The following is a 16,427-nucleotide window of genomic DNA, read 5'->3' as shown; positions in this document are numbered from 1 at the left end:
AAATCTAAGTCAGTTATATATTAACAATATACTCCTTTTTCGAAGTAATCTTTTATTTCTTGTGAATTATTAGTTTTACCTAAAGCTAACATAAGTTTTATTCTGGCTTTTTGACCTGGTAAATCTCCGCCGAATATACAGCCTATATTTTTTAAGTCACGTCCAGAACCTAAGTAACCGTAAGAGTCATAAACTCTACCAGTTAAACATCTTGAAACAAGTACTACTTCTACACCTTTTTCTCTAGCGTATTCAATACCTCTAAACATTTCTGGTGGTATATTTCCTCTACCCATACCTTCGATTACGATACCTTTATATCCGCTATCAGCAGCGAATTTTATTAAATCATCGCCCATATCAAGACCTGACTTGAATAAAGCAACTTTTGATTCAAATTTATCAGTATCTATAAACGTCTTTTTAGATGCATCTTTTAATAATAAAAGTTGGTTACAGTCTATTATACCTAAAGGACCGTGAGCTGGTGATTGGAAAGTATTTAATGAAAGTGTATCTGTTTTTGTAACTTCAGATGCAAGAAGGATCTCGTTGTTCATAGCAACAAGAACACCTTTACCAACAGCAGAGTCTGATATTGCCGTACAAACTGCTGCAGATAAGTTGCTAGATCCGTCGTATCCAAGTTCAGAACTACTTCTCATAGCTCCAGTAACGACTATAGGTTTTTCAGTATTTATAACTAAATCTAAGAAATATGCAGTTTCCTCTAAACTATCCGTACCGTGAGTAACAACAACACCGCATATATCTTCTCTTTCTAATAGATTATTTATATAATGTTTTAATTCCATTAATTTTTCAAAGCTCATGTGAGGGCTTGGTATTTCATCAAAATTGTGACCTTCTATTGTAGCAACTTTGTTTATGTTAGTTGCTAAAGATAATATTTCTTCTCCAGATAAACTAGGTATAGCCGCTCCAAGTTCTGGATCTATTGTCATAGATATTGTTCCACCAGTGAAAACAACAGCTACTTTTTTCTTAATTGGCATAATGCACCTCCGAATGTCAAATATAATTACATTTAATATTTTATAATATGTTTTCAATTATGTACATCTTTTATATTTGGGATTAATGCTTGATTTTATACCGATAGATGATAATTTAATTATTTTTTTGTTTTTACATAATAAAATTAGAAAATATGACACTTATTAATTAAAAAATTAAACAAATAGGCGAAAATTCCGTAAAAAATAAAGTTTACACGTAGGAAAATGATTGCAAAGGCTTTAAAATTAAAGCATTATTAAATAACAACATAACAATTAAAGTTATTTATCCTTTATACAATCAAGACGAAATAAATAAAGACTACAAAGACACGATAATAATAAATACCTTAAATAATAAAAAAATAAAAATAAATTTAGTTGGAATAGATTTGAATGAATGTATAGACTATATTTCTAATCATAATATTACATAAAAAAATAGAGAAGTGATAAACACTTCTCTATTTTTAATAGCAAAAAAAGAGCCAGGGGAAGCTCTTTTTTTAAGGGGTCAAACTGATTCCGTTTCAATTTAACAATAATAAATAATATAAAGTCTATTCTCAAAAGGGGTATTCGAATAGAAATATTAGTATGGCTATCTGGGGGATAACCTTAAATTTATAATAGCAAAATTCGACATAAAAATCAAATGGTATTTTTTGGCAATTAGAAAAATCGTAATTTTATATAGTATTACCAATACTTTGATAATTATTTATTATTAAAATATAAAATATTAAGAAAAAAATAAAATCATAACACAGAAATTAATTGATTGGAAAAAACTATACAGAAATGCTAGGGAATAAATTTAAGTGAATTTATTTACAGTCAAAAGATAATATTTTTAATCCTAAAACCTTAAAAATTAAAGGCTTTAATGGTATAATATATAAGTCATTCAGATAGATTAGATTTTTTATCTAAAAGCTCGAATATAAACGAATTATTGTATAAATTTATATAAATATTTGATAAAAAGGACGGTGTAGTAATATGGAAATTTATTTAGATAATAGTGCAACAACAAAACCATATCAAGAAGTTGTCGATAAAATGGTTCTAGCTCTTACTACTCAATATGGAAATCCTTCATCTATACACAAAAAAGGTATAGAAGTTGAAAGAGAAATAAAAGAAATAAGAAGAAACATAGCGAGAAGTTTAGGTGCTAAAGAAAATGAAATATATTTCACATCAGGTGGTACTGAATGTAACAATACCATCATAAGAAGTGTGGCAAGATTAAATAAAAAGACTAAAAACCACATAATATCAACAGTAATAGAGCATCCTTCAGTTTTAGATACTCTTAAAGATTTAGAATCAGAAGGATTTGAAGTAACATATTTACCAGTTGATAAAGATGGAAAAATATCTATAGAAGATTTAAAAAATGCAATTAAAAAAGAAACTATATTAGTATCTATAATGCATGTTAATAATGAAATCGGAACTATACAACCTATAGAAGAAATCGGAAAATACTTAAAATCTTTAGACGAAAAAATATATTTACATGTAGATGCGGTACAATCTTATGCAAAAATTAAGTTTAGACCATCAAGATATAATATAGATTTTATGAGTGTCAGTGGTCATAAATTACATGGTCCTAAGGGAATTGGATTTATGTATGTAAAAGAAAACAACAGAATAAAACCACTTCTTACTGGTGGAGGACAAGAAATCGGAATAAGATCAGGAACTGAAAATGTACCAGGAATATACGGAATTGGTGAAGCTGTTAAAGTTATAAACAAAGATTTAGAAGGGACTATAGACAAAATAAGAGAACTTAGAGATCTTTTAAAAGAAGAAATATTAGCTAATATAGATGATGTTAAAATAAATACACCTGAAGATGGTGTCTGTCATGTTTTAAATGTTTCATTTAGAGGAGTTAGAGGAGAAGTTCTTCTTCATTATTTAGAACAAAAAGAAATCTATGTATCTACAGGGTCTGCATGTTCTTCTAAGAAAAAGGGAAGTCATGTACTAAATGCTATAGGTTTAACTCCAGAAGAAATTGAAGGAGCTATAAGATTTAGTTTAAGCGATTTAAATACAAAAGAAGAAATACTAGAAACTATTAAAGTTTTAAAAGAATCTGTATCAGATTTAAGAATGATAATAGGAAGAAGAAGATAGTATATAAATAAAATCTAGAAATAGAGTAAAAATAAAGAGGAAGATAATTAAAAGAAAGGAGTATGCCAGGATAATAATTTTGGCAACGTGAGAAAGTGTATAACGCGTTAATTGTAAAATACGGAGAAATAGGAATCAAAGGAAAAAACAGATATATATTCGAAAATAAATTAATAAAAAACATAAAAAATATGTTAAAACCATTAGGTAAATTCGATGTATACAAAGAATACGGAAGAGTTTATGTTGAACTTGGTGACTACGACTATGAAGAAGTAATGGAAGAAGTTAAAAAAGTATTCGGTATAGTTGGAGTATGTCCAGTTATAAAATTAGACAGAAAATCAGACGATATCGAAGAAGCTTATCAATTATTACAAGAGACTGCATTAAAAGTTTTAGAAGAAAAAATAGAACAAGGATGCAAAAACTTCAAAGTTGAAAGTAGAAGAGGAGATAAGTCATTCAGAATGACATCTCAAGAAATGAGTATAGATATAGGTGGATACTTATTAAGCAAAACTGAAGGAAAAATACCAGTTGAATTAAGAAATCCAGAAACAAAAATAAAATGTGAACTTAGAGAGCACAATGTAGTAGCTTATAGTGATACTGTGCCTGGTTATGGTGGTCTTCCAATAGGAACTAATGGTAAAGCTATGTCTTTATTATCTGGTGGTATAGACTCTCCTGTTGCATCATGGATGGTTGCAAAAAGAGGGGTAGAAGTTGAATGTATACACTTCCACACATATCCTTTCACAAGTGAAAAATCAATGGAAAAAGTAAGAGATTTAGCAAGAATATTAGCTAAATACTGTGGAAAAGTTAGACTTCATAAAGTTAACTTACTAGAAATACAAAAAGCTGTTGGTGCAAACTGTAAAGAAGAAGCTATGACTATAATATCTAGACGTTTTATGATGAGAATAGCTGAAGAAGTAGGTAAATTAAGAAGATGTGACGCATTAGTTACTGGTGAAAGTATAGGACAAGTTGCATCACAAACAATACAAGGTCTTACTTGTACAAATGCATCTGTAAGTATGCCAGTTTTCAGACCATTAATCGCAATGGATAAAACTGAAATAATCGATGTAGCTAAAACTATAGGAACATTTGAAACATCAATAATACCAGAAGAAGATTGTTGTTCAGTATTTGCTCCAAAAAGACCAGTTACAAAACCTAAATTAGACAGAATAGAAGCTGACGAAGCATCTTTAGATGTAGAAGGTTTAATAGCTGATGCTATAGAAAAAATGGAAGTTGAAATTATAGAATTCTAGGGAGAGTATTTAGCAATTATGGAGATTTTGTGTGTTGGTTTGGGTGGATTTATAGGTGCTATATCAAGATATCTTATATCAATGCAGGCATCTAAGTTTTTTACTGGACGAATACCTATAGGAACATTATTTGTAAATATTTTAGGCGGATTACTTATAGGATTTATTTTAGAATTAAATTCAAAAACTAATGTGATTTCGCCACAAATGAAATTATTCTTAACTACAGGACTTATGGGAGGGCTTACTACTTTTTCTACATTTAGTTATGAGACAGTAGGTCTTTTCTCTGATGGAAGTTATATAAGTGCAATGGTAAATATAATTTTAAATGTTATACTTAGTTTAATTGGAGTAGTTATAGGTAAAAGTATTCTTATAAATTTAATATAATAAAAGATAGCAATATATAAAGATATACAGATCTTTATATATTGCTTTTTTTAATTTCAAGCGTATTATCTTAAGAAGCGGACGAAGTCATTGGCTCTATGAATGAGGTGAATTTGTCTTTATTAAATAAAGTATTTTAAAAAGTATAATAAAAATATTGACATATATTGGTAAAGTATACTACTATTTAAAACATATTAATCATACTAATATAGTAGGAAATAGGGGAGAATAAAAATAATTAATTAAATATGGGGGGATAAATATTCTCTGATATAAGTTATTTTAAAAGTCCAACTGTAATAGTAGTACCAAAAGGCGATAAAAGTATAAAATCGCTTGAAGATTTACAAGGGAAGGAAATCCAAGCCATATCAGGAACAGCAGTTGCTATGTATTTAGAAGATTATAACGAAAAACACAGCGACAATCCAATAAAATTAGCATATGCAGAAGCAGATACTGCAACATTTATACACAATGTAACAGCAGGGAGATATCCAGCTTATATCTGTAATGAGTCATATGTAGAACAAGTCGAAAAACAATTAGGTATAGATGCGGATGTAGTACCTATAGAAAATTCAGATGAAATCCAAGATTCAAGAGCATATTTTTTATTTAGAAAAGATGATACAAAATTAAAAGAAAGATTTGATACTGTATTAAAAGAAATGAGAGACGATGGAACATTATCAAAACTTTGCTTAAAATATACAAAAAAAGATTATACTCAAGGAATATAAAAATAAAAGAGGGATGAAGTTATGAAGAGTGTATTTGATCCAAAATATATATTAGAATTTATTCCTAAATTAGTTGAGGCCTTGCCAGTTACATTATTGATGACAGCTGTGGCAATGGTTGGAGGTCTTTTATTAGGATTTGTATTAGCTATTATAAAGATAAAAAAAGTTCCTGTATTAAGACAAATCTGTGCATTATATGTTTCATTTATGAGAGGGACACCACTTTTAGTGCAATTATTTTTATCTTATTATGGATTACCGATATTTTTATCAGTTATAAATGAAGAGAAGTATTACTTTTACAAGTGCAGGAAAGACATACAATATAGCAGCAATACCTTTTGCATTTTCAATAATTCCAAATGATGAAATAAGAGAGAAATACAGAAAATTAGCAAATGGATTGTTCGCAACACCAAATGCACTGACAATAAAGGCGATAAAAGCGGCATATACTGAATGTGATGATTGGAGAGAGGAACTACTAGACTATCTAAAAGACAATAGAGATTATTTAGAATATAGAATATCTAATATAGATGGTTTATCTATTAATCATAACCAAGGGACTTATCTTGCGTGGATAGACCCGACTGAGCTTAATTTAGAAAATCCATGGGAATTTTTCAGAGAGAGAGCAGGTGTTAATTTTTCAAATGGAAAAGACTTCGGTAAAGATGGATATTTAAGAGCCAATTTTGCCTGCACAAGAAGAACTTTGACAGAAGCGTTAGATAGAGTGGAGAGGGCAGTAAATGAAATAAATAATAAATAAGAAAGGGGATATAAAATTAAATTTTACTTATTGAATTTTATTTATTATAATCAAGGTTTAATTTTATATTTGTTAATTAATATGGATAAAACTACTGTAGTAAGTATAAAAAATTTACACAAATCGTTTGAAGATGTTGAGGTATTAAAGGGAATCGATATGGAGATAAAAAAGGGTGAAGTTGTTGCAATTTTAGGGCCTAGTGGTTCTGGCAAAACAACATTTTTAAGATGTTTAAACTTTTTAGAGACTGCAGACAAAGGGATTATTGATATCGGTGGTCATATAGTAGATTGCCAAGATATCGGAAAAAATCAAAAAAAGAAGATAATAGATTTAAGAAGAAAGACAGCAATGGTATTTCAAAATTATAACTTATTCAGCCATAAAACCCTTATAGAAAATATGATGGAAGGTCTTGTTATCGTCCATAAAATGATAGTAGTAACGCATGAAATGGCATTTGCTAGAGATGTAGCAGATAGAGTTGTATTTATGGATAAGGGAGTTATAGTAGAGCAGGGGACTCCAAAAGAAATATTTACAAGACCAAAAGAAGATAGAACAAAACAATTTTTATCACGATTTATGCTTTTAGAGACTTCAGAAAACTACATTATATAATTTAAATAGGGTATTAATAATAAAAAAGTGCATCTGAGATACAGATAGTATCTAAAGATGCACTTTTTAATGTCTTATTTTTTGTAAAATAAAAAGAAGTCTTATTCAGACTTCCAAAGTATAAAAAAATTATAAAGTTTAATAACTTTAAAAATATATAAGGGCATTTTAATTACATATAAAAATTATATTAATTTGATAAATCATAGAATCTTTATATGCTTTTAAAGTATACATTAATAAAATAATGCATTGACTTATCTATAATAATATCCAAGATGGATACTATTTAGCAACTTTATTATTATGAACTTCTACACCGAATGATTCAACAATATCACTAGCACGTTTAACTTCTTCAGCAGTAGGTTCTTGTACGTCTTTAAGTTCGTATTCAAATCCCATGTTCTCCCATTTGTGAATTCCCATACCGTGATATGGTAAAAATTCAACACGGTCAACATTATTTAGAGTAGAGATGAATTGTCCTAATTTTTCTAAATCGGCTTGATCATCTGTTATACCTGGGATAAGAACTTGTCTAATCCAAACAGGGATATTTCTTTCATCTAAATGTTTTGCTAATTTAAGTGCTTTTTCATTACCAACACCTGTTAGTTTTTTGCATTTTTCATTGTCTATATGTTTTATATCTAATAAAACAAGGTCAGTGTAGTCTAATAATTTATCAACTTTTTCGATATCGACAAATCCTGCTGTATCAAGACATGTATGTATGCCTAATTCTTTACATTTTGCGAATAGTTCTGCAACGAAATCAGCTTGTAGAGTAGCTTCTCCACCTGATGCTGTTACACCACCACCAGAGAACTGCATGTATGATTGATATTTTACTATATCTTGTACTAGTTCATCAGAAGTGTATTCCTTTCCGCAATTTGGTTTCCAAGTGTCTCTGTTATGACAGTATTTACATCTTAGTGGACAACCTTGGAAAAATATTATATATCTTATACCTGGACCATCAACTGTTCCAAATGTTTCAATTGAGTGAACCCTTCCTTTTAACATATTCAAGCCTCCATATAGAATTAGATTATTATATCTGTAAATATAATTTTCTAAAGTGATATTTATTATTCTGTGTAAGAAATAATAATTAAGTAGAATTTCTAAAATCTATTGGAATATTGTATACATTAAGTAGTATTATGAGATTATTATAAATCAATAATTTAGAAATGTCTACTAAAAAAATAATTTATATAAGACAAAGCCCCAGAGAACTTTACAGTTCTTTGGGGCTTTGTTGTTATTGTAATTTAATTTTAATTATATTTTAATTAAATATTAAGCCATTTTACCATGGAAAGTTCTGTTTATAACATCTAATTGTTGTTCTTTAGTTAATTTTATGAAGTTAACTGCATATCCTGAAACTCTTATAGTTAATTGAGGATATTTTTCTGGATGTTCCATTGCATCTTCTAAAGTTGATCTATCGAACACGTTTACGTTTAAGTGATGAGCGTTTTGTCCGAAGTATCCGTCCATCATTGATGATAAGTTTGTAATTCTTTCTTCTTTAGTTTTTCCAAGAGCACCTGGTACTATAGAGAAAGTATTTGATATACCATCTTGTGAATGTTTGTATGGTAATTTAGCTACTGATGATAATGAAGCTAATGCACCACTGTTATCTCTTCCGTGCATTGGGTTAGCACCTGGAGCAAATGGTTGTCCAGCTCTTCTTCCGTCTGGAGTGTTACCAGTTTTCTTACCGTAAACAACGTTTGAAGTTATAGTAAGAACTGATTGAGTATGATAAGAATTTCTATAAGTTTTATTTTTTCTTATTTTGTTCATCATAGACTCAACTAAGTAGCAAGCTATTTCATCAGCTCTATCATCGTTGTTTCCGTATTTTGGATAGTCTCCTTCTATTTCGAAGTCAACTGCTACGCCTTCTTCATTTCTTATAGCTTTAACTTTAGCGTATTTTATAGCTGATAAAGAGTCAGCACAAACTGAAAGACCAGCTATACCACAAGCCATAGTTCTAAATACATCTCTATCATGTAAAGCCATTTCTAAAGCTTCATATGAATATTTATCATGCATGTAGTGGATTATGTTTAATGTATTTACATATAAGTTAGCTAACCAATCAGTGAATGGTTCGAATCTAGCCATTACTTCATCGTAATCTAAGTATTCAGAAGTTATTGGTTCGAATCTTGGTCCTACTTGAGCACCTGATTTTTCATCAACCCCACCGTTTATAGCGTATAATAATGTTTTAGCTAAGTTAACTCTAGCTCCGAAGAATTGCATTTGTTTACCTATTTTCATTGCAGATACACAACAAGCTATTCCGTAGTCATCTCCCCAGTATGGTCTCATTAAGTCGTCGTTTTCATATTGAACTGAACTTGTATCTATTGATACTTGAGAACAGAAATCTTTGAATCCTTGTGGGAAGTGGTTAGACCAAAGTACTGTTAAGTTTGGTTCTGGTGATGGTCCAAGAGTGTAAAGAGTATTTAAAACCCTGAATGAGTTTTTAGTTACTAATGTTCTACCATCTATACCTTGTCCACCTATTGATTCTGTTACCCAAGTTGGGTCACCTGAGAATAAATCATTGTAATCTGGAGTTCTTAAGAATTTAACCATTCTTAATTTCATAACGAAGTGGTCCATTAATTCTTGAACTTCTTCTTCAGTTATTAATCCAGCTTTTAAATCTCTTTCGAAGTATATATCTAAGAAAGTAGAAGTTCTACCGATACTCATTGCAGCACCATTTTGATCTTTTATAGCTGCTAAGTAAGCGAAGTATAACCATTGTACAGCTTCTCTTGAGTTAGTAGCTGGTTTTGATATATCAAATCCGTAGCTTTCACCCATTCTTTTTAAAGCTTCTAAAGCTTTTATTTGATCAGATAATTCTTCTCTTAATCTTATTACATCTTCGTCCATGCAAGAAACTTCTAAAGAAAGCTTTTGTTGCATTTTATCTTCTATTAATCTATCAACACCGTATAAAGCAACTCTTCTGTAGTCACCTATTATTCTACCTCTACCGTAAGCATCTGGTAAACCAGTTATTATACCAGATTTTCTAGCAGCTCTCATTTCTGTTGTATAAGCATCGAAAACACCTTGGTTGTGAGTTTTTCTGTATTTAGTGAATATTTCACTTACTTGTGGATCACATTCGAATCCGTAAGCTTTACAAGAAGTTTCAACCATTCTTATACCACCTTCAGGCATTATAGCTCTTTTTAAAGGTGCATCAGTTTGTAAACCTACTATTGTTTCTAAATCTTTATCTATATAACCAGGAGCATAAGCGTCTATAGCAGATACAGTTTTTGTATCAACGTCTAATGTTCCACCATTTTCTCTTTCTTTTTTGAATAATTCTAAAACTTCATCCCAAAGTTTTGTAGTATTTTCAGTTGCTCCAGCTAAGAAAGAACTATCTCCTTCATATGGAGTGTAGTTAGCTTGGATAAATCCTCTAACATCTATTTCTTTTGTCCATCTACCTTGTTTGAATCCTTGCCATGCGTTATTCATGTAAGCTTCCTCCTAAATGTCTTATATAGTTTGGATACTATTTTAATTATTATTTATTTTGTAACTTGTAGGAATTTATATTCCTATAAAAAATATTAAAAAATCTAGCTAGATATATTTCGTTTTTATACGTTTATAATATCATATATCAAGTATATTGTATACAAGATTTTTAAAATAAAATTATTAAAAATCTGTTGTCCTTTGTTATATTTTTATATTTACCCGCCTAAATAGAGTTTAAACAAAAATCTGAAAATAAATTTAGAAAATTTAAAAATATACCCCTTTGGCCTTGCAAATACTAGCTTTTAAATTTTGATAAAAAGTTATAATACATGATTACTTATACATTTTTTTCACAAAAGTGAATATTTATTATATATAGGAGGGATGACAATGGTAATAGTAGTTATTTTATTTTTAATAGGTTTTGTGTTGATATCTAAGGGTGCTGACTTTTTTATAAATGCTACTGTAGAAATTGGTAGGAAGACTAATATATCAGAATTAATTTTGGGAGCTACCATAGTAAGTTTTGCGACTACATTGCCAGAACTTACAGTATCTTTGTTTGCATCTATAGACAACCATACAACAATGAGTTTAGGAAATGCAGTCGGTTCTATAATATGCAATACTGGGCTAATTTTAGGTATGGTTGTGTTTGTAAGTCCATTTAAAGCAGATAGAAAGATGTTTGCATCCAAATCTACTATATTATTATTATCTATTATAACTTTAATTGTTTTAGGATTAGATGGATCTATTACTAAAGGCGATGGTTGTATATTATTAATGCTTTTAGCATTGTATATGTATACAAATTATAAGGGAATATTAAATGATACAAGTAAAAATTATCTTTATTATTGTATGACACAGCAAAGTGATATGTCTGGTGGAAAGATTGCATTATCATTTTTTTCTGGGCTAATTATGATGATAGTTGGTTCCAGATTATTAGTTGATAATGGAGTAGAGATAGCGAGTTTTATCGGAATACCTCAAGGAATAATAAGCTTAACTGTTATTGCCTTAGGGACTTCATTACCAGAATTAGTCTCATCTATTACAGCGGTTAGAAAGAAACATCATGAGATATGTGTTGGGAATATCCTAGGGGCTAATATTTTAAATATTGTGTCCGTAATTGCTATTTCATCTATACCAAATTCAATACCTATACTTTCACAAAATATCAGAGTGGATTATCCTTTTATGATAATTTTAGTTTTAATTTTAATAATTCCTACTATTATAAAGCATAAATTATATAGACTTCAGGGATTATTAATGTTGGCAACGTACATAACTTATTTAGCTGTTCTTTATTATACATATATGATTTAATACTTATTTTAAAATATAACTAGATTTTAACTAGTTATATTTTTATTTTTATAAAAACATAACAATACTTATATAAATAGTAATAAAAAATTTAGAATAAGGGGGATTATTATGGATTTATTTTTTTACATAGCGATAATTGGTGCAAGTATGATTTTATTTAGCAAAATTCAATATAAAATGATTTGGGATAGGAGTAGGTATAATGGCAATGAACTTGCTCTAAACAAAACTAAAAAAAATAATTTTTTTATAAAAATAAAAAATAGCTTTTTATATGAGTTATTTTATTCACAAGAATTTGCAAAAATGAATAGTAGATACGGTAGCTTGATGGTCATTATAGGCATAATTGGGATGTTAGTTTTTAAGACGATAGCGATTATTTTAAGGGGTTTACTTTTAATTATTTTGATTTTTTATCTATTCAAATTTGTTAAAAGATTGATAAAGTCTTTGAGAAGTTATTAATCTATACAAGCGTTGATTTCACATCAGTATAAATTGTTTTGCTTTCGGAAAAAATAAGTTTGCATAATAAATGATTTAAATATATAATGGGATAGGTTAGGAATTATGAAAACGGAAAGGAAATAAACAATTAATATGAATATAACAAAATTTGAAGATTTACCAATTAGTGATGAGATAAAAAGATCAATTGCGGAAATAGGATTTGAAGAGCCATCACCAATACAAGCTCAGTCAATACCTGTTATTTTATCAGGAAAAGACGTTATAGGGCAAGCTCAAACAGGTACAGGAAAAACTGCAGCATTCAGTATACCTATACTTGAAAAAGTAGACCCAAATAACAAACATTTACAAGCAATCGTATTATGTCCTACAAGAGAATTAGCGATACAAGTTTCTAAGGAAATAAGAAAGCTTGGTAAGTTTAAGAGCGGAATTAAAACATTACCAGTTTACGGTGGTCAACCAATAGATAGACAAATAAAAGCATTAAAGAGTGGAGTACAAGTTGTAATAGGAACTCCAGGACGTGTAATAGATCATATAAACAGAAAAACTTTAAAATTAGATGATGTAAAAATGGTAGTGCTTGATGAAGCTGATGAAATGTTAGACATGGGATTCAGAGAAGATATAGAGTTAATATTAAACCAAACTCCAATAGAAAGACAAACTACTTTCTTCTCAGCTACTATGCCAAAAGAAATTTTAGAGTTAACTAAATTATATCAACATGAACCGGAAATGATAAAAGTAGTTAGAAAAGAACTTACAGTTCCAAACATAAAACAATTCTACATTGAAACAAGAAGAGCGAACAAATTAGAAGTATTATGTAGATTAATAGATGTATATAATCCAAAATTATCAGTTGTATTCTGTAATACTAAGAGAGGTTCTGACGAATTAGTTAGTGAACTTCAAGCTAGAGGATACTTTGCAGATGCACTACATGGAGATCTTAAACAAACTCAAAGAGATATCGTAATGGACAAGTTTAGACAAGGTACTATAGACATACTAGTTGCTACAGATGTTGCTGCTAGAGGTATAGATGTAGATGACGTAGATATGGTATTTAACTACGATTTACCACAAGACGAAGAATACTATGTTCACAGAATAGGTAGAACTGGTCGTGCTGGTAGAGAAGGTGTATCTTTCAGTTTCGTATATGGAAAAGAAATGAGAAAAATGAGAGATATAGAAAGATATACTAAATGTAAATTAGTTAAACATGGTATACCTACTATAGCAGATGTTGAAGAAAAGAAAGTTGCTGCATTCTTCAAACAAGTTAAAGAAACTGTTAAAGATAGTAGCTTAGCAAAACAAATAAGCTGGGTAGAATCTTTATGTGCAGAAGAAGAATTATCAACTTTAGAAGTAGCTGCTGCATTAGTTAAGTTATCTATGGGAGAAGAATTAAAAGAAGAAATAATCGAAGAACCATCTAGAAAAGAAGCTAGAAAATCTAAAAAATCTAAAAAAGGTTCAACTGGTGCTGAGCACGGAATGGTTAGATTATTCATAAACGTAGGTAGAAAACAAAGAGTTCAAGCTAAAGATATAGTTGGAGCTATAGCTGGAGAAGCTGGAATACCTGGAAAATTAGTTGGAACAATAGATATATATGACAAATATACATTTGTTGAAGTTCCAAAAGCAAATGCTAAAAAAGTTTTAGAAAAATTAAAAAATGTTAAAATCAAAGGTAACAAAATTAATATAGAAAAAGCTAATAAAAAAAATAAATAGATTTTAAATAAAATTAAATATAAGACCACTTAATATAAAGATTGTTATTTTGTAATCAATTAGAAATTAAGTGGTTTTTATATTTTGTATACATCTATTTGATAAAAAAAGGTGATACTGGATTTTCATTTAAAAAATTATGAATTTAAACTTTATAACTTGAAAATGAGGTTTTAACTGTAAAATATTGTTAATTTTCTGCTATACTTAAATTGAGATAAAGATTTAGTTTCAAGTTAAGAAGCTAGTTATTTAACATATTATCATAATTATATTAAAACAATCGATGTGACTAAAATGGCACTTCAGATTTAACATACAAAGTGAATCAAAAAAATCAAATCCTTACAAAGGCACTTATATTTAAAAATGCAATTCTATTACAGCATGAGTTTGGTGATATGTTGCAAAAATATATTTATCTTATTGTAAGGTTGTTTTTTATGCAATTTTACACGACAGAAATAGGTTATTTAGACATAATGGATTAAATAAATATATAAATTAAAAAATATATTATAGAAATATATATAATTTTTATATTTTTTGCTCCTTTAAGATATATAAATCAATTATTTATATATCCTAGCTAAAATAGGAGGAAATTTATGAAAAATAGTAATGTAAAAAAGTTAGTTGAAATTAGTTTATTAATAGCGTTAGAGGTTATTTTAACAAGATTCTGCTCAATATATACAGGAATCTTGAGAATAGGTTTTGGATTTTTACCAGTTGCTATAATAGCGATGATGTATGGTCCTATAAGTGCTGGTATAGCATATGCAATAGGTGATATTTTAGGAATGATGATATTCCCAAGTGGATCTTATTTCCCAGGTTTTACACTTACAGCATTTTTAACAGGTGTAATTTATGGTGTAGTATTATATAAACATCCAAAAACTTGGGGTAGAATAATACTAGCAACTTGTTTAGTTTGTTTAGGAATGAATTTATGTTTAGATACAGTATGGCTTCACATATTAATGGGTAAAGGATTCTTTGCATTGTTGCCAACTCGTATTTTTAAAGCAGCAATAATGATACCAATACAAACTATACTTATCCAATTAGTTTGGAAGAATATAATTGTAAAAATAGCTAAACCTTCTGAAATAATGGCTTAATGCTAAAAATAGAGATTTAGTGTGGGATTTTAATTTTAATATAAATATAGTAGCAGAAGTAGTCACTGCGAATTTAGATAGGGTAAATTGACTATAAAATAATTCATACCAATACCAATAGCTAGATATGGAAGCAAATAATTCATTATAGTGATTAAGTAACTAAGTGACAAGATACAGTGCCTGTAAATTTATACAGGCACTTTTTGTATTTTATGTATATAAATACCAAATAAGGACATACTGATACTGAGTATTTCTTTAGTTTTATAATATAACTATCATAGACATAAATAAACAAAACTAGTGTTATTTCTTTGAAGGAATCGTTTTATACAAAATAGAATTGATTATCAGTAAACTTCAATGGGAGGGATGCGAGATGATTAAATGTTATTTAGAAGATAAAACATTACTAGTTCAGTTTACAACAACAGAACTAGATCATCATGTAGCAACTTATATAAAAGAAAATGTAGATGATATTATAATGAGAAAGAATATAAAAAACATTATATTCGACTTTCAAAATATAAAATTTATGGATTCTTCAGGAATAGGTGTTATCATAGGCAGATATAAAAAAATAGCAAATGCGCATGGAAATGTATCTGTAATAAATATGAATCCAAGAGTGGAAAAAGTTTTTAATTTATCGGGAATGGGCAAAATAATCAATGTATACAAATCATATGAAGATGCGATAAATTCTTAATAAGGGGGAACTATATTATGAACATTATGGAAGTAAAATTTTCCGCAAAATCAGAAAATGAAAGCCTTGCAAGAGTAATAGTTGCATCTTTTGCAGCTAAATTAGATCCAACTATAGATGAACTATCCGACATAAAAACAGCTGTATCGGAAGCAGTAACAAATGCAATTATTCATGGATATGAAGAAGACGAAACCAAATTTGTACATATGAGATGTGAATTAATTGAAAACACTATAAAAATCGTTATCGAGGATTATGGAAAAGGCATAGCAGATATAGAAGAAGCTAGACAACCAATGTTTACATCAAAGCCGGAATTAGAGCGTTCTGGAATGGGATTTTCATTTATGGAAAGTTTTATGGATGATATGCAAGTGGCATCAATTGTAGGAGAAGGGACAAAAGTTATAATGACTAAAACAATAGAAATACCTAAATAAATTCT

General features: G+C 28.9%; 16 protein-coding genes. 13 read left to right on the top strand and 3 right to left on the bottom strand.

The features are described 5' to 3' along the window. Positions 1–20: 20 nt before the first annotated feature. Positions 21–1,016, bottom strand: a complete 996-nt coding sequence (locus ABCM86_RS02420) for an asparaginase (protein ID WP_295571896.1) — start codon at positions 1,014–1,016, stop codon at positions 21–23. Positions 1,017–2,021: 1,005 nt separating this feature from the next. Between ABCM86_RS02420 and ABCM86_RS02415 the strand changes: the two genes are divergently transcribed. The 7 genes from ABCM86_RS02415 to ABCM86_RS02385 all read left to right on the top strand — a co-directional run bounded on the left by ABCM86_RS02415 (position 2,022) and on the right by ABCM86_RS02385 (position 7,006). After that, positions 2,022–3,176 (top strand): cysteine desulfurase family protein, encoded by a 1,155-nt coding sequence (locus ABCM86_RS02415; RefSeq protein WP_195929862.1) that lies wholly within the window; start codon positions 2,022–2,024, stop codon positions 3,174–3,176. A gap of 95 nt (positions 3,177–3,271) precedes the next feature. Then, positions 3,272–4,465, top strand: coding sequence for a tRNA uracil 4-sulfurtransferase ThiI (thiI, locus tag ABCM86_RS02410; protein ID WP_195929861.1), 1,194 nt, complete (start codon positions 3,272–3,274; stop codon positions 4,463–4,465). 18 nt (positions 4,466–4,483) lie between these two features. Then, positions 4,484–4,858, top strand: coding sequence for a fluoride efflux transporter CrcB (gene crcB / locus ABCM86_RS02405; RefSeq protein ID WP_207743820.1), 375 nt, complete (start codon positions 4,484–4,486; stop codon positions 4,856–4,858). A 263-nt stretch (positions 4,859–5,121) separates the two neighbouring features. Further along, positions 5,122–5,604 carry a transporter substrate-binding domain-containing protein gene (locus ABCM86_RS02400; RefSeq protein ID WP_307993677.1) on the top strand — a complete coding sequence of 161 codons (483 nt, stop codon included), beginning with the start codon at positions 5,122–5,124 and terminating at the stop codon, positions 5,602–5,604. A 21-nt stretch (positions 5,605–5,625) separates the two neighbouring features. Then, entirely contained in the window at positions 5,626–5,973 is a 348-nt protein-coding gene (locus ABCM86_RS02395) for an ABC transporter permease subunit (protein WP_295571899.1), read from the top strand. Then, the gene (locus ABCM86_RS02390) at positions 5,888–6,382 is read left to right on the top strand and encodes an aminotransferase class I/II-fold pyridoxal phosphate-dependent enzyme (RefSeq protein ID WP_295571901.1); all 495 of its coding nucleotides are present in this window, start codon (positions 5,888–5,890) and stop codon (positions 6,380–6,382) included. The genes ABCM86_RS02395 and ABCM86_RS02390 overlap by 86 nt, the downstream gene beginning before the upstream one ends. 81 nt (positions 6,383–6,463) lie before the next feature. Beyond that, positions 6,464–7,006, top strand: a complete 543-nt coding sequence (locus tag ABCM86_RS02385; RefSeq protein WP_295763022.1) for an ATP-binding cassette domain-containing protein — start codon at positions 6,464–6,466, stop codon at positions 7,004–7,006. A gap of 285 nt (positions 7,007–7,291) precedes the next feature. On the opposite strand, the gene pflA is transcribed toward ABCM86_RS02385, so the two are convergent. Both pflA and pflB read right to left on the bottom strand, forming a co-directional pair. Continuing rightward, on the bottom strand, positions 7,292–8,038 hold the full coding sequence (gene pflA, locus ABCM86_RS02380; protein ID WP_195929858.1) for a pyruvate formate-lyase-activating protein: 747 nt from the start codon (positions 8,036–8,038) through the stop codon (positions 7,292–7,294). 279 nt (positions 8,039–8,317) lie between these two features. Further along, complete coding sequence (gene pflB, locus ABCM86_RS02375) at positions 8,318–10,552, bottom strand: formate C-acetyltransferase (protein ID WP_343003404.1); 2,235 nt, start codon at positions 10,550–10,552, stop codon at positions 8,318–8,320. A gap of 399 nt (positions 10,553–10,951) precedes the next feature. Here pflB and ABCM86_RS02370 point away from each other — a divergent pair, with 399 nt between their 5' ends. The 6 genes from ABCM86_RS02370 to spoIIAB all read left to right on the top strand — a co-directional run bounded on the left by ABCM86_RS02370 (position 10,952) and on the right by spoIIAB (position 16,422). Then, positions 10,952–11,905: a calcium/sodium antiporter gene (locus tag ABCM86_RS02370; protein WP_295676030.1), complete on the top strand. Its 954-nt coding sequence runs from the start codon at positions 10,952–10,954 to the stop codon at positions 11,903–11,905. A 111-nt stretch (positions 11,906–12,016) separates the two neighbouring features. Continuing rightward, positions 12,017–12,376: a hypothetical protein gene (locus tag ABCM86_RS02365; protein ID WP_195929855.1), complete on the top strand. Its 360-nt coding sequence runs from the start codon at positions 12,017–12,019 to the stop codon at positions 12,374–12,376. Positions 12,377–12,511: 135 nt separating this feature from the next. Continuing rightward, positions 12,512–14,137, top strand: coding sequence for a DEAD/DEAH box helicase (locus tag ABCM86_RS02360; protein WP_295574169.1), 1,626 nt, complete (start codon positions 12,512–12,514; stop codon positions 14,135–14,137). 608 nt (positions 14,138–14,745) lie between these two features. Next, complete coding sequence (locus tag ABCM86_RS02355; RefSeq protein ID WP_295763025.1) at positions 14,746–15,264, top strand: folate family ECF transporter S component; 519 nt, start codon at positions 14,746–14,748, stop codon at positions 15,262–15,264. A 382-nt stretch (positions 15,265–15,646) separates the two neighbouring features. Beyond that, positions 15,647–15,979, top strand: a complete 333-nt coding sequence (gene spoIIAA / locus ABCM86_RS02350) for an anti-sigma F factor antagonist (protein ID WP_195931487.1) — start codon at positions 15,647–15,649, stop codon at positions 15,977–15,979. A gap of 14 nt (positions 15,980–15,993) precedes the next feature. Then, the gene (gene spoIIAB / locus ABCM86_RS02345) at positions 15,994–16,422 is read left to right on the top strand and encodes an anti-sigma F factor (protein ID WP_195931489.1); all 429 of its coding nucleotides are present in this window, start codon (positions 15,994–15,996) and stop codon (positions 16,420–16,422) included. Positions 16,423–16,427 lie beyond the last annotated feature (5 nt).

It is taken from the genome of Clostridium sp. 2218st1_F5_2218SCRN_220325, from assembly GCF_039062665.1.
Lineage (GTDB): Bacteria > Bacillota > Clostridia > Peptostreptococcales > Peptostreptococcaceae > Intestinibacter.
The sequence above is the reverse complement of the archived record's forward strand: the minus strand, read 5'-3'. Positions and strand labels throughout refer to the sequence as shown.